Annotated in this window: 18 protein-coding genes; 2 read left to right on the forward strand and 16 right to left on the reverse strand. The window is 35.5% G+C overall.

From position 1 onward, the window contains the following. Positions 1 to 3: 3 nt before the first annotated feature. From hisS to prmA, 5 genes are all read right to left on the reverse strand, one after another. Positions 4 to 1,290 (reverse strand): histidine--tRNA ligase, encoded by a 1,287-nt coding sequence (gene hisS, locus F5ESL0246_RS04155; protein WP_122018264.1) that lies wholly within the window; start codon positions 1,288 to 1,290, stop codon positions 4 to 6. Between the two features lie 274 nt (positions 1,291 to 1,564). Continuing rightward, positions 1,565 to 2,002 carry a D-aminoacyl-tRNA deacylase gene (gene dtd, locus F5ESL0246_RS04160; protein ID WP_122018265.1) on the reverse strand — a complete coding sequence of 146 codons (438 nt, stop codon included), beginning with the start codon at positions 2,000 to 2,002 and terminating at the stop codon, positions 1,565 to 1,567. Next, entirely contained in the window at positions 2,002 to 4,242 is a 2,241-nt protein-coding gene (locus F5ESL0246_RS04165; RefSeq protein WP_122018266.1) for a bifunctional (p)ppGpp synthetase/guanosine-3',5'-bis(diphosphate) 3'-pyrophosphohydrolase, read from the reverse strand. The genes dtd and F5ESL0246_RS04165 overlap by 1 nt, the downstream gene beginning before the upstream one ends. Positions 4,243 to 4,256: 14 nt before the next feature. Continuing rightward, entirely contained in the window at positions 4,257 to 4,610 is a 354-nt protein-coding gene (locus F5ESL0246_RS04170; RefSeq protein ID WP_122018267.1) for a hypothetical protein, read from the reverse strand. 41 nt (positions 4,611 to 4,651) lie between these two features. Further along, the gene (prmA, locus tag F5ESL0246_RS04175; RefSeq protein ID WP_122018268.1) at positions 4,652 to 5,596 is read right to left on the reverse strand and encodes a 50S ribosomal protein L11 methyltransferase; all 945 of its coding nucleotides are present in this window, start codon (positions 5,594 to 5,596) and stop codon (positions 4,652 to 4,654) included. A 62-nt stretch (positions 5,597 to 5,658) separates the two neighbouring features. Between prmA and ybaK the strand changes: the two genes are divergently transcribed. Then, the gene (gene ybaK, locus F5ESL0246_RS04180; protein WP_122018269.1) at positions 5,659 to 6,159 is read left to right on the forward strand and encodes a Cys-tRNA(Pro) deacylase; all 501 of its coding nucleotides are present in this window, start codon (positions 5,659 to 5,661) and stop codon (positions 6,157 to 6,159) included. 87 nt (positions 6,160 to 6,246) lie between these two features. Then, entirely contained in the window at positions 6,247 to 7,191 is a 945-nt protein-coding gene (locus F5ESL0246_RS04185; RefSeq protein WP_122018270.1) for a sugar-binding transcriptional regulator, read from the forward strand. On the opposite strand, the gene citX is transcribed toward F5ESL0246_RS04185, so the two are convergent. The 11 genes from citX to F5ESL0246_RS04240 form a co-directional block, all read right to left on the reverse strand. After that, on the reverse strand, positions 7,188 to 7,730 hold the full coding sequence (citX, locus tag F5ESL0246_RS04190; protein ID WP_122018271.1) for a citrate lyase holo-[acyl-carrier protein] synthase: 543 nt from the start codon (positions 7,728 to 7,730) through the stop codon (positions 7,188 to 7,190). The genes F5ESL0246_RS04185 and citX overlap by 4 nt on opposite strands. A 132-nt stretch (positions 7,731 to 7,862) precedes the next feature. Then, positions 7,863 to 9,401, reverse strand: a complete 1,539-nt coding sequence (citF, locus tag F5ESL0246_RS04195) for a citrate lyase subunit alpha (protein ID WP_122018272.1) — start codon at positions 9,399 to 9,401, stop codon at positions 7,863 to 7,865. After that, a complete protein-coding gene (locus F5ESL0246_RS04200; RefSeq protein WP_122018273.1) occupies positions 9,391 to 10,305 on the reverse strand; it encodes an aldolase/citrate lyase family protein in 915 nt (304 codons plus the stop codon). The genes citF and F5ESL0246_RS04200 overlap by 11 nt, the downstream gene beginning before the upstream one ends. A 5-nt stretch (positions 10,306 to 10,310) precedes the next feature. Further along, positions 10,311 to 10,604, reverse strand: coding sequence for a citrate lyase acyl carrier protein (citD, locus tag F5ESL0246_RS04205; RefSeq protein ID WP_122018274.1), 294 nt, complete (start codon positions 10,602 to 10,604; stop codon positions 10,311 to 10,313). Further along, the gene (gene citC, locus F5ESL0246_RS04210; protein WP_122018275.1) at positions 10,594 to 11,649 is read right to left on the reverse strand and encodes a [citrate (pro-3S)-lyase] ligase; all 1,056 of its coding nucleotides are present in this window, start codon (positions 11,647 to 11,649) and stop codon (positions 10,594 to 10,596) included. Before citC ends, citD begins: the two co-directional genes overlap by 11 nt. 12 nt (positions 11,650 to 11,661) lie before the next feature. Beyond that, the gene (locus tag F5ESL0246_RS04215) at positions 11,662 to 12,462 is read right to left on the reverse strand and encodes an alpha/beta fold hydrolase (protein ID WP_122018276.1); all 801 of its coding nucleotides are present in this window, start codon (positions 12,460 to 12,462) and stop codon (positions 11,662 to 11,664) included. Next, positions 12,462 to 13,928 (reverse strand): DASS family sodium-coupled anion symporter, encoded by a 1,467-nt coding sequence (locus F5ESL0246_RS04220; RefSeq protein WP_122018277.1) that lies wholly within the window; start codon positions 13,926 to 13,928, stop codon positions 12,462 to 12,464. Before F5ESL0246_RS04220 ends, F5ESL0246_RS04215 begins: the two co-directional genes overlap by 1 nt. 15 nt (positions 13,929 to 13,943) lie before the next feature. Continuing rightward, positions 13,944 to 14,642 (reverse strand): RraA family protein, encoded by a 699-nt coding sequence (locus tag F5ESL0246_RS04225; protein WP_122018278.1) that lies wholly within the window; start codon positions 14,640 to 14,642, stop codon positions 13,944 to 13,946. A 19-nt stretch (positions 14,643 to 14,661) separates the two neighbouring features. Then, positions 14,662 to 15,591: an L-lactate dehydrogenase gene (locus F5ESL0246_RS04230; protein WP_122018279.1), complete on the reverse strand. Its 930-nt coding sequence runs from the start codon at positions 15,589 to 15,591 to the stop codon at positions 14,662 to 14,664. A gap of 336 nt (positions 15,592 to 15,927) precedes the next feature. Next, the gene (locus F5ESL0246_RS04235; protein ID WP_122018280.1) at positions 15,928 to 17,325 is read right to left on the reverse strand and encodes a flavocytochrome c; all 1,398 of its coding nucleotides are present in this window, start codon (positions 17,323 to 17,325) and stop codon (positions 15,928 to 15,930) included. Positions 17,326 to 17,349: 24 nt separating this feature from the next. Next, positions 17,350 to 18,753 (reverse strand): class II fumarate hydratase, encoded by a 1,404-nt coding sequence (locus F5ESL0246_RS04240; RefSeq protein WP_122018281.1) that lies wholly within the window; start codon positions 18,751 to 18,753, stop codon positions 17,350 to 17,352. Positions 18,754 to 18,897 lie beyond the last annotated feature (144 nt).

The raw sequence follows: 18,897 nt of genomic DNA on the forward strand, positions 1-18,897 counted from the left end.
TTCTTAATCCTTCAATTTTTCAATAACTGAATTCATGTTATCAACAGCGGATAATTCTAAATCGAGTGTCTTACCATCAGCTAAACGTTTAATATTCAATACACCATTAGCAAGTTCTTTTGCACCCAGAGTAATCACATATTTTGCATTTGAGCGGTCGGCTTTTTTAAACTGTGCCTTCAGTTTTTTCTGATCCACATCGTATTGAACCTTGTAGCCTTGCTTGCGTAAGGTACGCGCAATTTCGACGGCTTTAATGTCAGTTCCTTCACCAATATTGGTAATGAAGAAATCAATTCCTTGATCAGCAAAGAGAGTCGGATTTTGCTTTTGTAAAACAAGCATTAACCGTTCTTCACCAATTCCAAAGCCGACAGCTGGTGTATGCGGACCATCAAACTCTTCAACTAGGTTATCGTATCGTCCCCCGCCTAAAATGGTTGTTGCTGATTCCCATAAGCTCTTGTCTTCAACCATAAATTCAAAAATTATTCCAGAATAGTAATCAAGCCCTCGAACTAAATCATTATCAATTACGTAGTTAATCTGAAGCTGATCGAGTATTTCGGTTATTTGATCAAAATTATTTTTGGCATCCGTGTCCAAATAATCAATTATCTTCGGTGCACCCGGAAGAAATTTTTTATCTTGCTCATCTTTTGAATCCAAAATTCGTAACGGATTTTTTTCAAGACGACGTTTAGAATCATCAGAAAGTTGGTCCTTAAGTGGCTGGAAGTAATTAACCAAGGCATCATGATAGTCTTGACGCACTTGTGCATTACCTAAAGTATTTATGTGCAACTCATAATTTTTAACGCCTAATTTTGCTAATAAATCATGTGCCAAAACAATTGTTTCAACATCAGCTAATGCATTATTAGAGCCAAAGCTTTCAATTCCAATTTGATGAAATTCTCTTTGACGCCCAGCCTGCGGACGTTCATAACGAAAAGTCGATTCAATATAATAAACATTAAACGGCTTAACCATTTCCGGAGCATATAACTTATCTTCAACATATGCTCGGACGACACCGGCGGTTCCTTCAGGACGCAAAGCAATGTGGCGTCCACCCTTATCGTTAAAGTCATACATTTCCTTTTCAACTACATCTGAAGTTTCTCCACTTGAACGTGAAAAAACTTCATAGTTTTCAAAGCTAGGTGTACGAATTTCCCGATAATTGGCTTGTTTGAAAAAATCACGTAAAATTTGTTCAACCTTTTCCCATGAGCCAGATTGTTCTGGCAAAATATCAACTGTTCCTTTGGGTCTTTGAACTTTCATTTAATCATCCCTTTTTAAAAATAAAAAGCGCTCTTGAATAAAATCAAGGGCGCTCTAGATTGGCACGGTACCACCTTTTACCTGCTGCGAATAACGCTCGCGAAACGAATATTATCTGGTAAAGGGGTCACAGTCAGTTTTTTATCCGTTCTTGCAGCTTCATAAACGGTCTCTAAAATAAAAATACTGATCTTCAATCTTTGTCATTGATAATTCTTGTTTTAGCTTATAGTTTTAAGGGCAAAAAGTCAATATCTTAGTTAAGTAATTGCTTTTATAAATCCAAAACAATGGTAAAAGGACCATCATTTTCTAAATCAACTTTCATATCTGCACCAAATTTTCCGGTTTCAACATGTAAACCTTGTTTTTCAAGTTCTTTATTAAATTCTTGCCAGAGTTCATCAGATTCTGGTGGTCGCATTGCTTGAATAAAGCTTGGACGGTTTCCCTTTTTGGTATCAGCAAGCAAAGTAAATTGACTAACACTTAAAATCTGTCCGCCTACATCTTTTATTGCTAAATTTATTTTGCCATTTTCATCTTCAAAAATTCGCATTTTTGCAATTTTAGTTGCAGCCTTTTTTGTAGCTTCTATATCATCACCGTTTTTAAGTCCGACTAATAATAACAGCCCACGCTCAATTTGTCCCACAGTTTGTCCAGCAATTTTTACATTTGCTCGATTTACTCTTTGAATTACAATTCGCATTAATTATCTGCTCTCCTTGTTTGATATACGTCTGGAATGTCTCTTAGTTTGGCTAAAATTCCCTCTAATTGTCCTGAATTGTTAACAGCTACCGTGGTATAAATATGGGCAATGTTTTCTTCATTAACTTTCCCAGAAAGATTATTAATATTTGAAGTAACCGAATTTAACTTATTGAGCACATCGCTTAACAATTGACTACGGTTATAGCCAAATATTTCAATTTCCGCATTGAATGTTTGAGTGCTACTCTCATCAACATTTTCCCATTCAACTTCAATTAATCTTCCCTGATTAGAGTCACTATTAACTATATTGCGACAATCTTTACGGTGAATTGTAACCCCTCGACCCTTAGTCACGTAACCAACAATCTCATCACCTGGAACCGGATTGCAACACTTAGCTAAATGCTGCATAAGATCACTAATTCCTTGAATCATGACACCATCTTTATGTTTGACTTTCATCGTAGATGAGTCATTTTTTACGCTTTTAGTATCAACTGTCGATTTTTGTCCCGAATTTAAGATTTCTTCTTCAAGCTGTTTCTGCTTTTTCTTCTCATCCTCGTGTCGCATATCAGCAGTTAGACGATTAACAATACTTACGGCAGATAAATCACCAAAGCCCACTGCTGCATACATTTCATCAGTTGTATGATAGTTCAATTGCTCAATAATCTTATCAAGGTGATCTTTATCCATAAACTCTTTAGGCGTCAAATCTTGTTCACGCAGTTGACTAATAATCATTTGTTCACCTTGCTCGATACTATGATCACGATCAAGATTTCGATAATAACGTCTGATTTTATTACGCGCACGTGAAGTTTTGACCATATCGATCCAATCACGTGATGGCGAAGCATTAGATTGGGTCATAATCTCGATAACATCACCATTTTTAAGTTTATAATCCAGTGGCACTAACTTTCCGTTAACTTTAGCTCCTACTGCATGACTGCCAACCTGTGTATGAATTTCATAAGCAAAATCCAGTGTAACCGAACCCTTAGGTAGCTCATAGACTTCACCTTTAGGTGTAAAAGCATATACTCTGTCAGAAAAAATTTCACTTTTGACGCTTTTCATAAATTCGTCTGCATCTTGGGTTTCATCTTTTAATTCAAGAATTTCACGTACCATATCCAGTTTTTCATTAGAACTAGTTGGTGTTACTCCACTGAAATTTCCTTGTTTATATGCCCAATGAGCAGCAACACCGTATTCAGCAACCTCATGCATTTGCTTAGTGCGGATTTGAATTTCTAATGGACGTCCTCCTGGACCAATAATGGTTGTATGCAAAGATTGATACCCATTTACTTTTGGAACAGCAATATAATCCTTAAAGCGACCAGGCATCGGTTTCCACTTAGTATGAACTGCACCTAAGACAGCATAACAATCTTTAACAGTTGGAACAATTACCCTCACAGCGAGCAAGTCATAAATTTCATTGAAATCCTTATGTTTATCTACCATTTTTTTATAAATAGAGTAAATATGTTTTGGTCGCCCATGAATTTCATATTTAATTCCTAGACTTTCTAAACTTGCTTTTAAAGTATTTATTGCGTCATTGATATATCCTTCACGTTCACTGCGTTTAGCATCCATCAAATTAACAATCTGATAGTATGCCTTGGGGTTTAGATAGTGAAAACTCATGTCTTCAAGTTCCCACTTGATTGTTCCAATACCCAAGCGATCGGCTAAAGGAGCATAAATGTCCATTGTTTCAGAAGCAATTCGGCGTTGCTTATCTGGTCGCAAATGCTCTAATGTATGCATGTTATGCAAGCGATCAGCTAACTTAACCATAATTACTCTCAGATCTTTAGCCATAGCAATTAGCATTTTTCGGTGATTTTCGGCCAAAAATTCTTGGTGTGATTTATATTCGTATTTATTTAGCTTAGTAACACCATCAACAATAAAAGCAACATCTTTTCCAAAATTATTTTTGATATCCTCATTAGTCACTGGTGTATCTTCAACTGTATCATGTAAAAAACCAGCAGCAATCGTATCAGGATCAAGACTTAAGGTAGCTAGAGTTCCAGCTACCTGTGTTGGATGTACGATATAGGGCTGTCCAGAAGCACGCTTTTGATCATGATGAGCTTTAAACGCAAATTTATATGCTTTTTCGACAAAAGCCAATTGTTCATCGTTCATATATTTTTTGCAAGCTTCGATTACCTCATCATGCGTCATTTCTTTATATTTTGACATTTAAAACGCTCCTCTTAGTTATATATTTGTTGATCCATCAATCCGAAAATTTCAAAAATTAAATAAACTATTCCAAATAGTAAATTGTAATTTGCATATTTGATTAAAACAATCAGACAAAAGCACACTGGAAAAAATAGTAGCCAATAGCGCTTTAAATTAATTACTTTAATCAAATTACCAACATGATAGCTGACAATACTATTAAAAATAATAAACAAAATTCCAATTCGCCACACAGTTGAAATTCGTAATAAGCCAAAAACAAGTGGTAATATGTTAACGAAAATTGTCCACCAGACAATAGGCATTGAGCGATACTGATTCAACTTTCTTATAAATGGTATTTGTTTTAGTTTATTAATCAATTTTTTAAGTCCTTATTCAATTTAGTTTCATATTATACTCTTTAGTTGTCTTTTCGTTCAATAACTAATCCAACCCAACGCTTCTGTTTCATGGTTAGTGTAATTTGAAACCCAAATTTATCCAGTGCCTCTTTAATCTTATCCAATTGCTGATAATCAATGCCTGAAAAAACAATTTGACCGCCCAGATTTAAATGACTATCTAATTGTGGAATTAACTCTAGCAAAATCTCTGCCAGAATATTAGCGACAATGATATCAAATTTGCCTACGATATCTTTTAATAGGCTTGCTTGTTTAATTTTAATATTTGGCAATTGATTTAAAGCAACGTTTTCTTTAGCTGCTGTAATAGCTTGACTAGAAATGTCTGTCGCTAAAACAGATTTGGCACCTAATAAAGACGCAGCAATGGCTAAAATTCCTGACCCAGTTCCAACATCAACAACTGATTTAGGAGCAACTAATGTTCGTTCAAGTCCCATTAGTGATAGTCTAGTAGTAATATGTCCACCTGTACCAAAAGCCAAACCCGGATCAAGCTTAATCAATTGCTGATCGGCAAATTGAGGTTCATAATTTTCCCATTCTGGGACAATTGCTAAATGTCGTGAAAAATTGATAACATGATAGAATTTTTGCCAAACTAAATTCCAATCCTTATCTTCTATATACGATGCGGCAACTTGAGCTTGACCAATTTCCAGGCCATAACCTTGAAGCTCAATTAATTTTTGCTGATAAGTATTAAGTAATTGTTTACGGTCAGCATGTTCATCATAATAAGCAAAGAATTGCATGTCTTGAGGTAAGTTTTCAATTTCATTAAGCTCAACTACTGTTGAATCTTTAAGCCAACCAGCTTGTTCAAAATCAGAACGCTTACGTACTTGTGTACCCAAGCAGTGTAAGACATCTTGGCTAAAAATATTGAGGGCATCTTCGACCTCATGACTTGTTTCTATCTTGATGATCAACACTTTCATTATTATAAAACTCCCTTTTTATTTCTTATTTATCAATGCTATCATTATAGAAGGTGATTATTATGGCAAAGAAAAAACATCAAATTGAAAAAACACTTGTAGAAAAAATACTTGACCAAAATAAAATTTCTTACCAGCAAGCTGAATTTGCCACGCACGAAGATTCTGGTGGTGTGGCACAGATGGATACCTCTATTTTAAACGAGAATGAACATTTGGTCTACAAAACTCTGGTCTGTTATGGAAATAAAACGGGGATAGTTGTTGGTGTCCTCCCCGTAACTGAACACTTAAATATGAAAAAGCTTGCCAAAAACTCGGGTAACAAAAAATGTGAGCTGCTTCCACTAAAAAATTTAGAAAAAACAACCGGATATGTTCATGGAGCAAATACCCCAATTGGCATTTATTTTAAACATCACTTTCCAATTTATCTTGATGAAAAAATGAAAGCTGAAGAAGAAATTGCTGTTTCCAGTGGTAAAGTTGGGCGGAGTGTCTTTTTAAAGCCAAGCGATTTACAGAAAATAACACATGGTATTTTTTGTGATCTGCTGGAGTAAATAGATTACCTTATTCTAGCTTTATATATTATAATATTTTAAAAGTTGAATAGAATTTAAATAACAAAAGAATTAAGGAACACAAAAATGACATTATTAACAAATGAGCAACTTGCCAATATTGCACATGATTATTTTTTGAGTCATCTTAACATTGCTGATATCTCTAAAAAATATAATCTTTCACGTTATCTCATCACAAAAGCAATTGAAGATGCTCAAGATAAGGGAATAGTTAAAATTAGTATTTACCAAAGTCCAAAAAGATCACAAAATTTAGAACGAGAATTACAACGGCTGTTTAATCTCAAGGAAGTTGATATTTTAGAAGATTTAGAAACTAAAAATCAAGATAACGAAATGATTGTTAACTATGCTGCTAAACAAATTCAAAATTATGTTAAATCTGCTAGTGTTATTGGTTTAACATGGGGAACACTACTTCGTGATATTATTAATAATTTTGCTGAAGAAAATCGTGAAAATTTAACTTTTCTGCAATTGGTTGGGCAACCTGTCAACACCAGTAAACGTAAGCGCCAGCTAACACAAGTTGCCGCTAATAAATTTAATGCGCAGTGTGTTGACTTCTCCGCACCTTTATATTCCTTAAACCCACAACTAATTACAGATATTAAGGAAGAACCATATTATAAATTTGTTGAACAATACTTTCCACGCCTTGATTTGATTTTTGCAAGTATTGGGACCGCTCAATCGCTTGAATCCGGACAATTTTTTATGGAGCACTATGCAGACAAATTGTTTGCTCATCTAGATAGAACACAAATTGCAGGGATAATTTTCGGAAGACCATATGATATCAAAGGCAACTTTTACCAGCCTATTGAAAACCATATCTGTGGTATCAAATTGGCTGATATTATGAACGTACCTGACCGCTTTGTCATCGTTAAAAACCGTTTCAAAGAAGACGCTTTATTAGGTGCTTTGCGCAGTGGCATTATTACTCATCTAATAACCACAAGTGGCATCGCTAAAAGAGTTTTGCTAAAAAATCAAACTCTTTAATTAAAATATTTATTATAAAGATGAGTAAGATAATTCTGGAGTTCGTCAATTGAATGACGCCGCGAACGAGCACAATCTTTCGCAGGTCGATTACATAAAAAGCAGCGACGACTGATCTGATTAAGTTCAGATCTCGATAAAGCCTGCTTTTTATTTTTGACTAAAACATCAGCATCAAATAAACGATTTAACTCAGTCTTGTCCTCAAACTTAACTGCAACCTTTTTTACAAGTTGACTATTCTCAAATAATAAATAAAAGTTTTCCATTCCTGCAGGTTCGTCCCATGTGACCATTACTGAATATTTTAGCCCATTTTTTAATAATTCTTGTTCCAATTGATTACAACCATGCTTAAATATTTGCTTTAAATAGCGATTGTTTTTAATCGGTCCCGGAACATTTAATTTCACATCAAGCAATATACCTTGTGGATATTGCTCGAAAATTTTGTTTTGTAATTGAACCCTCCTATCTTTTTGTGCCAATACCTCAGTAATTCCCTGCTTTTCTCCTTCACCAAAAATTGATTTAATCATTAACTAACCTCAATTCTAATTATTTTGGAATTAGCAATTATATTTCCTAAAAACTTATTTTATTGTAACTTAATTCAGCTATACAAAAACCCAAAAATTGTTAAATTTTGGGGTTTGTAATAAATATTATTATTAATCTTTAACTTCTTTAATGGTATCAATAATTGTACCATCACGATATTGAATTAAAGCAACTGTCCGATCAGTATATTCAAGAGCCTTAGGAACACCAACTTGTTGTTCTGCCATCTTTTGTAAGTCTTTGATATCAACAATCTTGAGATCAGGAACTTTACTAAAGGCTTCAAGTAAGTCAGGACGATTCGGGTTAATTGCTATGCCACGTTCAGTTACTAAAACATCAATTGATTTTCCTGGAGTAACAACAGTTTCAACTGCTGGAACTACCGTTGCATTGCGTCCACGAACTAATGGAGCTGTGATAATTGTCATTTTAGCAGAAGCAGCATCTTGGTGACCACCAATTGCACCGCGAATTACGCCGTCAGAGCCAGTCATCACGTTAACATTAAAATCAGTATCAATTTGCAATGCTGACAAAATTGCAACATCTAAATTATTAACCACTGCCCCTTTATTATGAGGATCAGCATACCATGAAGCATCAATTTCTTGTTGATTCTTATTCTTAGCCATTGACGATGCAGCACCCTTGTCAAAGTCCTGAACATCCATAATCTTCTTAACTAGACCCTCATCAAGTAAATCGGTAGTTGGTTTAGTAATTCCACCTAATGCAAAAGATGCGGTAATTCCGTCATCTAGCATTGATTGGCGCAAATAACGAGTTACAGCTAATGCTGCTCCACCAGAACCAGTTTGGAATGAGAATCCTTCTTTATAATATGGTGAATTAACAATAACTTGATTAACCATTTGGGCAATCTTTAATTCTTTAGGATCTTTCGTGAACCGAGTAGCACCGGATCCAATTTTATCAGGATCACCAATTTGGTCTACCTTAACAACATAGTCGACTTGGGTTTGCTTGATTGAAGCTGGTGTATTAGGATAATCAACAACATTATCAGTAAGCAGGACAACTTTATCAGCATATTGCGCATCAATTAAAGCATAGCCAAGTGACCCGAAGACTGCGTCTCCTTCTTGGCCATTAGCATTTCCCGCAGGGTCAGAGTTTGGCACACCCAAAAAGGCAACATCAATTTTGATTTCACCCTCTTCAATAGACCGTGCCCGATTACCATGTGAGCGAAAGATTACAGGATTTTTCAAGCCACCATGAGAAACGAAGTCGCCTAAACTACCACGCATTCCTGATGAAGTAATATTTGTAATTACACCCTTTTTGATTGCTTCAATAACTTTGTCATTCATTACACCGGTTAGAGATGATGGTGCCAGTGTCAAATCTTGATATCCTAATTTAATTATTAGATCCATGACCTTATTGAAGGCAAAATCACCATTTCTAAAGTGGTGGTGGAAAGAAATAGTCATACCATTTTTAAGAGTCTTTTTAATTACTTCTTCAAGTGAATTAACAACCTTATTTTCACCAGTGGTTACATGAACCTTAGGTGCAACCCGATTTACATCAGGATTACCGATTTCAACTGATTCAAATGGTTTTAATCCCATTTCAGACATTAAGTTTTCTGGTAATTCACGCTTAACTTTATTCTCCAATGTAATTACCCTCCTCATCGATCAAATTAGATGCTTTGGCTGTTTCAATTACGCGATTGGCTTTTTCAACTACTGGCTTGTCAACCATCTTACCATTCATTGATATAACACCAGAACCCTTAGCTTTGGCTTCACGAATCGCATTTTGAACTGCCTGAGCATTTTCAATTTCATCTTTAGTTGGATTAAAGACTTGATTAACCATTGCTACCTGTCGTGGATTAACTAACGATTTCCCATCATAGCCTAATTCATAAATATAGTTAGTTTCACGGAAGAAACCTTCTGTATCATTCATATTTGAAAAAACAGTATCGAAAGCATAAACACCAGCAGCACGAGCAGATTGTAAAACCATATTACGTGCAAACTCTAGCTCACGCCCATCAGGATAACGATGAGTATGCATATCAGCTGTATAGTCTTCACCCGATACGGCAAGTCCCATCATCAATGGACTTGCTGTGGCAATTTCTGGGGAATTTAAAACACCCTTTGCACTTTCAATCGCGGCCATAACACCAATTGAGCCTTTTTCAACACCATATTCTTCTTCAGCTGCTTCCATATCTTTTACAAGTTTTTGAATCATTGCAGCTGATTCAGTTTTAGGTAAACGAATCACATCAACACCAGCGCGAACCATTGCTTTAACATCTTCATCATAAAATGGTGTATCTTGCCCATTGATCCGAACGACAATTTCAGCACCACCAAAATCAACGGTTTTGATGGCATTATAAACAAGCATTCTGGCAGCATCTTTTTCTGTTAAAGAAACCGCGTCTTCTAGGTCAAGCATGATTGAATCAGCACCGTATATTCCAGCATCTTTAACCATAGCTGGGTTATTACCAGGAACAAACATCATTGTTCGACGCAAACGATTTTTAACATAAGTCATTTTTACTATAATACCTCCAATTCTGGATGATTTGAGGTTTCTGTGGCTCTTTGTGCAGCAGCTAAAGTTCTAGCAGCAATTACACAGTCAAGGGCACCTTTATCAGTAGCCTTAACCTTTGCATTTTCAATACCGTACTTAGTTAGAGTATCGATAATGACTTTCTTTATTTGTTCGCCGTAAGCCTTAATAACTTCAGATTCCAAATCTATTTCAATTCCATTATTTCCTTGAGTAATCATAATTTGGATATCTGACGATTCCAAGGTGCCTGCAACACCAATCGTCTTAATTTCCATCTATTTTCATTCCTTTCTTAATCCTATCTTGTAATTCACGATAATGTTCATAAATAAATTGCATTGTTGTAGTTGGAACATAGGCTTCAATATCGTTGATTTTATTTTGCTTAATCAGTTGACGTACTTGTGTAGCTGTTATGACTTTTTCATTAACTGTAAAGCGATCAACAATTTTAACCTCAATATTTGGTCTAAGGATTCGAATCAAGCTTTGATTATAAACATTAGTAGTATTAGAAAATGGTTCTGTTCCTAAATATCGCCGACTAATTGCTAAATTAGGGGCAATTTTATTTTTAAAAACAAGTGCATCAATTTCTGTTTGAGTAGCAATCAAATCATCTGGTGACTTTAAAAAGTAAGCAGGAAAAGTTGATTTCGATACCAGATAATCGCTTCCACTTAAGACGATTACATTCTTTAAATCTGCAGTTCCAGATTTAACTAAGTTCATTCGTTCATTAGATGAAAATAATGAGGCATCAGTTGAAACTACAAATAAATAAACTAAATCATTTTCTTGACTCGCCAATTGCACAAGTTGCCTGTGACCCATTGTAAAGGGATTAGCATTCATTACTATTGCCGCTATTTTCTTTTCATTCTGCTTTTCGATTCGCGGAATTGCCTTCACAAAATCATTAATGTCTGGCGTGCCACTTTCTAAAAAAGCGGCAACATCATTATGAGCTAGTTCCGTAAATCCAAGATGAGAAAAACTTTGAGAATACTGTGTTTTTGTAAAAACAAAACTATGAAAAATTTTTTGAGCAAATAAATACTGTTGTAAAGCTGTTACAATCTGATTAAATCTTGCACCTGAAACTGCTTCATCCTTTGAAACAGCAACATATTTGAGAACATTATCGGCAACGCTACCAGTTCCTACGAGCTTACCATCGTCATTAACTAATCCGAATGTATGATCGATAACATCAATTTCTCGTGGACTAAAATTACTTAAGCCGTGTTTCTTTAAAAAGCTTTGCCACTTTTCACGTGTCTGCAAGTTATTTAAATATAAGTCAATGATTTTATCCATTACTTATTCTTTCTATACATTAGAGCAAGATAGGAAATTACATATTTCGTTATACATGATTTCAGGCTGCTCTGCTTGAATCAAGTGACCACAATTTGTAACTACATTAGTTTTAATATGAGAGTTCATTTTTTCCAGTGCACCTGCAAAATGATAGTCAAAGAACGGTGAATTTTCACCTGCTAAAACCAGCATTGGTTTCTTTAAATCAAGCAACACATCGCGCCAATCTTGTTCAGCATGATCAATTCTACATTGAAAATTATCTTCTGCTCGATATGGAAATTCGTGTGCAGCTTTCTTAGCTAGTGTAAACATATCATCGTCAATATGAGCATATATACCGCTACCAAAATCAGCCTTTAAATAATTAGGAAAATTATTCCACGATAAGCCTTTAAAGCCATAATTCCAACTGTCATCATTGATCATTTTAGGTGGCTGATCGAGATCGATTAAGCACGCCAAATGACTATCTCCGTACAGTGAAAGGTATGCCCACAAATTAGCAGCTCCCATTGAATTCCCAATTCCAATAATATTGGTTAAGTTTAACCTGTTAATGAGTTCAGCAAGATCTGCTGCATGGCGACTAATTCGTTGCCCTCGATAAGTCCGTGCTGATAATCCTTGATTACGTGGATCAAGAATAATGAATCGATATTGCTTTCGGAAAAGTTCAAATGCTTTAAACCACATTTGAGCATAACCACCAATTCCAGGAATAGCTAAAATAGGTTGTTTATTTTCTTGACTATCATAATAATGTAACCTGATTCCATCATTGGTTATCAGATTAGCTTCATGTAACATTACCAAACACCAATAACTTTCATCCAAAGTGTCCCAATCACTCCGAAGATTAACAGATAGATGAGACCAAGAATAAAGTTATATTTCCACCATTCACCCTGTTTAATATATCCAGTTGTTGCAAGAATTGAAGCTGGACCATTAGCATAATGAGTGGTTGATGCATTGAAAGCACCAGTAAAAGCAAGTAACATAGCTGCCAATCCGATTGGAGCACCTGTCGCTACCGCAACAGATAAAAATGGTAAGTACAAAGCAGTCATGTGAGCAGTACCACTTGCAAAGAAGTAGTGAGTATAGAACATTAGAATAACTAGAATTGCTAACACAATTCCCCAACTAACTCCGTGCAATCCACCTTGAATTGTCTTTGAGAACCAATCAATAAAGCCAAATGAAATTAACTTACTTGCCATATAAACTAAAATTGAAAGCCAAATTAGAATATTCCATGCGCCTGTCTGCTTTAAAGTATCATTCATTGTTAACACACCAGTTAATAACAAAAGGCCAACTGCCAAAAATGCAATAAAGGTTGAATCTAACTGTGGAATATCAAAAATTCCGGATAAAACCCATAAAACAATTGCTAATAAGAAAACTGCAGACATGATTTTTTCGGGCTTAGTAACAGGACCCATCTTTTTAAGCCGATCATCTGCCCATTTTTCTGCATTAGGAGTTTCCTTAATTTCTGGTGGAAAAATTTTGTAAATGACGATTGGGATAACGATTGTAGCAACTAAAACAGGTACAATTGCTGCTGTAAACCAACCTATCCAAGTCATGTTATAACCTTTTTGGGCAGCCATTTGAGATGCCACCATATTAGGAGCAGCACCAGTAATAAACAATGCCGTTGATAAAATATTCGCATGAAACGCAATAAAACTCAAATATGCACCAATTTTTTTTCGTGATGGGTCATTAGGTAGTGAATCATAATCTTTTGAAATCGATTCAGTGACTGGCCAAACAACGCCCCCCGTTCTAGCACTGTTAGATGGGATTAATGCTCCCAAGATTAATTCCAAGGCAGTAATTGCATAGCTAATTCCAATTGAACGTTTTCCAAATTTACGAATCATCCAATAAGCAATTCGATTACCTAAGCCAGTTTTACTAATACCATAAGCCATGATAAACGCCATCGCAATTAGCCATGCAGCCGAATTACTAAAGGCACTTAAAATTCCTGCATTAACAACACCTGTTTTAGGATTAACTTCGTCCTTTATTGGTGCTAAACCAACTAAAACTGTAACAATTAATCCAATTAAAGTTGTACCCCCAATTGGTAATGGCTTTGTGATACAACCAACAATAGTTGCTACAAACACAGCAAACATTTCCCATGCTTGTGCAGACAATCCAGCTGGTCGCATAGGAGTAAAGCACCATAAGGCAATACCAATTATTAATGGTAAAATAAAGCCTTTGTAATTTACTTTTTCTAATTTCTCCATAATTACCCTCATTAATTATGGGCGATAAATATCGTCAATAATCCTATAATTCTTTTTCTTTAATTCTTCATCAAGCCAATTCAAATTGCCTGTTCCATCATGAAAGCTCGCTGCTTTGGCATCATCTTCTTTATGAAACTGTTGAACAACAGGTAATAGCTCGGCTGCTCTTTGTCTAGCAACCTTGACTACACCATCAGCATCACCTAGGATTAAATCGCCTGGATTAACACTAACATTACCACAAGATACCGGAACATTTATCTCTCCAGGGCCTTCCTTATATGGTCCATTAGGTGTTGTGCTTACAGCGTATATCGGTAATTCCCAATTTTGTAAACTATCAATATCACGGATAGGGCCATCAACTACAACTCCAGCAACATGCCTTTGGTCACGTAACCATGTCATCATTACTTCACCGATAACTGCACGGGTGTTATCACCCTCATTGTCAATCACAATGACATCGCCTTCATGGCAATATTTAAGAGCAGCATAAATAGTTAGATTATCACCAGGACGATTATGTACGGTGAAAGCCGGTCCACACATTTGTTGTTTCGGCTTGGACATCAAGTTAATTCTTGGTGCCATTGCTCCTCTTCTATTCATACAATCTGCCACATTTGAAGTAGGTAGTGTTCGATATGCCTCAATCAAATCTGGATTTGGAAGATTTCTCTTTAAAAATATTCTTTTACCGACTTGCATTAACTAGGCCTTCTTTTGATTAATCTAAATTAATATCTGCTAAAACTTCCTGCATTTTATCAGCTGAATTAACCATTTTCTTCATTTCTGCATCTGATAAATTAGCTTCAATAACATGACTAATTCCTGAACCATTAATTGCAGTTGGAGTTCCTAAGTATAAATCATGCTTAATACCATATTCCCCATTAATTGGTGCTGAAAGTGGTAAAACAATTGAACGATTATCCAAAATTGTACCAACAATTTGTGCCAACATCATAGCAATTCCATAGAAAGTTGCACCTTTATTTTCAATGATTTGGCCACCTTTTTGACGAATATCGCTTTCAATTCTAGCTAATTCATCATCATCAATTCCATTACAATCTTTTAGTGATTTGCCTGAAATTGTTGACTCATCGAAGTTTTCAAATGAAGTATCGCCATGTTCGCCAAGAACCATCGAATTAACTTCTGATAGTGATACGTTCATTTTCTTAGCTAATTCAACTTGTAAACGAGCCGAATCAAGTGACGTCCCTGTACCAATAACTTTTTGTTTAGGAAAACCAGATAATTTTTGGGTTAACGTTGTTAAAATATCGACTGGATTAGCAGAAACAACAAAAACACCATCAAATCCAGATTTTACTACTGGTTGAATAATACTCTTTAAAATTGAAACATTTTTATTAACAAGATCTAATCTTGTTTCGCCTGGTTTGCGTGGAACACCTGCTGTAATTACAACCACATCAGCATCCTTAGCATCGGAGTATTCACCTGGATGAATATCGCAATCACCAGCAAATGGTGTAATGTCTTCTAGATCCATTGAATCACCAACTGGACGTTTCTTTACAACATCTGTAATGATTAATTCATCAACTTTAGTATGTTGCAACAGGTCATTAGCAAAAGTAGAACCAACTGCCCCATCACCTACAAGTAATACTTTTCTAGTCATAAATTATTTCCTTTCATTTATAAAAAATGTAATCCTTTACAAAATTAATTATAGAAGTGATTGTTATAATTTGCAATATTTAAAATAAATATTCTTATTTTTGAAATTTATAAAAGCAAGAATTAATCGATATTAGTCGTTATAAACATTCCTAATATCAAGTGATTAGTAATTTGTTTTATTAGAAATAGTCTTGAATCTTAAATTATTAATTTAATAATTTAAGATTCAGTATGTCATTCTCGATTGCCACTTTAATAATCACTCTTATCATACAAAAGGGTACTAAAACCCTTTATGGATCTAGTACCCTTTCAGCTTTCAAATTATTAATAATTATTTTTCGTTGCGAATAAACTTTGTCATCTGCATCCCTGCTTGACGACCAAAGACAACCGTTTCAGCAACTGAATTACCACCAATTCTGTTATTACCATGAAGTCCACCAGAAACCTCACCAGCAGCATATAACCCATTGATAACATTACCATTAGTATCCAAAACCTCGGTCTTAGAATTAATGTGAATACCACCCATTGTGTAGTGAATTGCTGGATTAATATGAATTGCAAAGAATGGTCCCTTTTCAATCGAACGATCCATTCCAGTAGTTCTGCCAAACTCACCATCATTCTTGGTATTTACGGCTTCATTCCAAGTTTTAATGGTTTCTTTTAGATTAGAACTATTAACATCAATTGCTTGCGCAAGATCTGCTAAATTATCACCATGTTTAACCAAGCCAATGTGATCATAAAATTCAACGGCTGTAAAATTATCACGAATACTTTGATCAAAAATAAGGTAAGCACCTTCTTCATTCAAATTTGTAATAGCATTGGAAACAATTTTACGAGTGTTCATTTCATTAACAAATCTTTTACCAGATTTATTAACTAAGATAGCACCCTCACCACGCAAACCTTCGCCAATCAAATAAACGTGATCAGTATCCGTTTGAGCAGTTGGGTGAACCTGAATAAAATCCATTTGTTCTAATTGAGCATCAATTTGATCAGCTAATTTTAGTCCATCCCCAGTTGCACCTGGTTGATTAGTTGTCTTGTAGTCAACTAAGTCAGGACGATATTTCTTGATCAATTCCTTGGAAGAACCAAATCCACCTGATGCGAGCAAAACAGCTTTAGCATTAACAGTCTTTGTTCCCCCTTCATTTTCAAGTTGAACACCAACAACATTCTTATTCTCATCTTGCAAGAGTTTGATTGCCTTAGTGTTATTAAAGACAGGGATACCTTCTTGCTGTATTTGCTTTAACGCCCCAGTTATCAGATAGTTACCAACAGGAGCCATTGATGCCGGACGGTGAGCACGCTTTTTACTCATCCCACCAGTAATGGTTAAGTTAGTTAATTCGATTCCATGGTTGAGCAACCAGTCAATTGCAGCAGCTGAATGATCGACAAAGTATCGTAATAATTCACGATCATTCAGCAGTCCTCCACCTTTGAGAGTTTCTTGATAAAAATCTTCTTTATTATCAATGATTCCCTCATTTAATTGAACTAAACTTTCAGAGGCATTCATTCCAGAAGATGCGCGAGTTGTGTTACCACCTAAGGATGCGTTTTTTTCAAATACAGCCACATTCAAGCCTAGTTCATGAGCCTGAATTGCAGCGGTTAAACCTGCTCCGCCGGCACCTACGATAATTGCATCGTAACAACTTGCGATTTCAGAACTTTTATTTGGGGTAAAGACAAATTTTGCCATTTAAATAATTCTCCTCTGTGTTTCTTATTCTTCAGGCTCAGTCCGATCAATATTGGTCATTTGCATGTAATCCATCCATTCATCGTACTGTTCCTCAGTTACTTCACCACTCTTAAGAGCGGCTTCTTTTAGGGTAGTATTTTCTTTATCAGCTGTCTGCGCAATTTTAGCAGCTGCGTGATAGCCAATATGTGGTGATAAGGCTGTAACTGTCATCAGTGAATTTTCAAGTAATTCATCCATCTTTTCAGAGTTGACAGTTAAACCAGAGATCATCTTATCAGCAAAGCCAGTGATTGTACCAGTTAATATATCACAGGTATCAAGGAAAGCAGCAATCATTACCGTTTTATAAACATTCATTTCAAAGTTACCTTGAGAAGCAGTAAAAGTAATTGTTGTATCATTACCAAAAACTTTCGCAGCAGCCATGGTAACTGCCTCAGCTTGAGTAGGGTTAACCTTACCTGGCATGATTGATGACCCCGGCTCATTAGCTGGAATATTCAGCTCATGATAAGCGGCTCTTGGACCAGAAGCCAAAAAACGAACATCTTGAGCAATTTTGAACATATCAGCTGCCAATGTTTTAAGGGCACCATGAACAACAGCAATTCCAGAGTGGTGAGCTAAGCCCCAGAATTTATTAGTCTTAACTTTAAATTCATGACCGTAGACTGCGGATAATTTGGTAGCAATCTTTTCGGTCATTCCTGGTGCAGCGTTCAGACCAGTTCCGACAGCAGTTCCACCAATCGCTAATTCGTAAAGCGTTGGTTTCAATTCTTGAATATAAGCCAAATCATGCTTTAGTGCAGCAATATAACCGGAAACTTCCTGACCAAAAGTAATCGGTGTTGCATCTTGCAAGTGAGTCCGACCAACTTTAACTGTCTTCCAATATTTATCCTGTTTAATTTTTAATTCATCAATCAAATGCTGAACAGCTGGCTCCAAGTTATCAAGAGCCTCAACAGCAACAATATTCATTGCAGTTGGGAAAGTATCATTAGATGATTGACCTCGGTTAACGTCATCATTAGGTAAGATATTAAGTCCAGGATGAAGTTTGTTAGCTAGATTGGCAACAACCTCATTCACATTCATATTACTTTGAGTACCCGAACCTGTTTGTAAAACGTGTAAAGGAAAATCTTTACGTAAGTCATCATCACTTAAGGTTAACAAATGATCAATTGCATCTTCTATTGCTTGACCCTTTTCTTTAGGCTCATCGCCGACTTCAACGTTTGATTCGGCTGCTGCTTTTTTTAAATTCAAAAAAGCACGAACAATTGCTAATGGCATATATTCACCACTTGGGAAATTATTTCGACTTCTTTCAGTTTGAGGTCCCCATAGGGCATCTTTAGGAATTTTAACTGGCCCAATAGTATCACTTTCGATACGATATTCTTCTTCACTCATCGTAATTCTCCTTTAAATTATTTTTTAATTTTAACTATTTTCTGTCATCATCGACTTTTAAACTTATAATACCTGGTTTTTATCATTTTTTCAATATTTTAAAAAATAAAGCGCTATTATTCAAAAATTTAAAATGCATCACAA

It is taken from the genome of Lactobacillus sp. ESL0246, assembly GCF_003692965.1.
GTDB lineage: Bacteria > Bacillota > Bacilli > Lactobacillales > Lactobacillaceae > Lactobacillus.

Excerpts from the sequence above, each read along its gene's own strand:
- hisS (WP_122018264.1), bottom strand. The coding sequence starts at position 1,290 with ATGAAAGTTCAAAGACCCAAAGGAACAGTTGATATTTTGCCAGAACAA.
- dtd (WP_122018265.1), bottom strand. The coding sequence starts at position 2,002 with ATGCGAATTGTAATTCAAAGAGTAAATCGAGCAAATGTAAAAATTGCT.
- F5ESL0246_RS04165 (WP_122018266.1), bottom strand. The coding sequence starts at position 4,242 with ATGTCAAAATATAAAGAAATGACGCATGATGAGGTAATCGAAGCTTGC.
- prmA (WP_122018268.1), bottom strand. The coding sequence starts at position 5,596 with ATGAAAGTGTTGATCATCAAGATAGAAACAAGTCATGAGGTCGAAGAT.
- ybaK (WP_122018269.1), top strand. The coding sequence starts at position 5,659 with ATGGCAAAGAAAAAACATCAAATTGAAAAAACACTTGTAGAAAAAATA.
- F5ESL0246_RS04185 (WP_122018270.1), top strand. The coding sequence starts at position 6,247 with ATGACATTATTAACAAATGAGCAACTTGCCAATATTGCACATGATTAT.
- citX (WP_122018271.1), bottom strand. The coding sequence starts at position 7,730 with ATGATTAAATCAATTTTTGGTGAAGGAGAAAAGCAGGGAATTACTGAG.
- F5ESL0246_RS04200 (WP_122018273.1), bottom strand. The coding sequence starts at position 10,305 with ATGACTTATGTTAAAAATCGTTTGCGTCGAACAATGATGTTTGTTCCT.
- citD (WP_122018274.1), bottom strand. The coding sequence starts at position 10,604 with ATGGAAATTAAGACGATTGGTGTTGCAGGCACCTTGGAATCGTCAGAT.
- citC (WP_122018275.1), bottom strand. The coding sequence starts at position 11,649 with ATGGATAAAATCATTGACTTATATTTAAATAACTTGCAGACACGTGAA.
- F5ESL0246_RS04215 (WP_122018276.1), bottom strand. The coding sequence starts at position 12,462 with ATGTTACATGAAGCTAATCTGATAACCAATGATGGAATCAGGTTACAT.
- F5ESL0246_RS04220 (WP_122018277.1), bottom strand. The coding sequence starts at position 13,928 with ATGGAGAAATTAGAAAAAGTAAATTACAAAGGCTTTATTTTACCATTA.
- F5ESL0246_RS04225 (WP_122018278.1), bottom strand. The coding sequence starts at position 14,642 with ATGCAAGTCGGTAAAAGAATATTTTTAAAGAGAAATCTTCCAAATCCA.
- F5ESL0246_RS04230 (WP_122018279.1), bottom strand. The coding sequence starts at position 15,591 with ATGACTAGAAAAGTATTACTTGTAGGTGATGGGGCAGTTGGTTCTACT.
- F5ESL0246_RS04235 (WP_122018280.1), bottom strand. The coding sequence starts at position 17,325 with ATGGCAAAATTTGTCTTTACCCCAAATAAAAGTTCTGAAATCGCAAGT.
- F5ESL0246_RS04240 (WP_122018281.1), bottom strand. The coding sequence starts at position 18,753 with ATGAGTGAAGAAGAATATCGTATCGAAAGTGATACTATTGGGCCAGTT.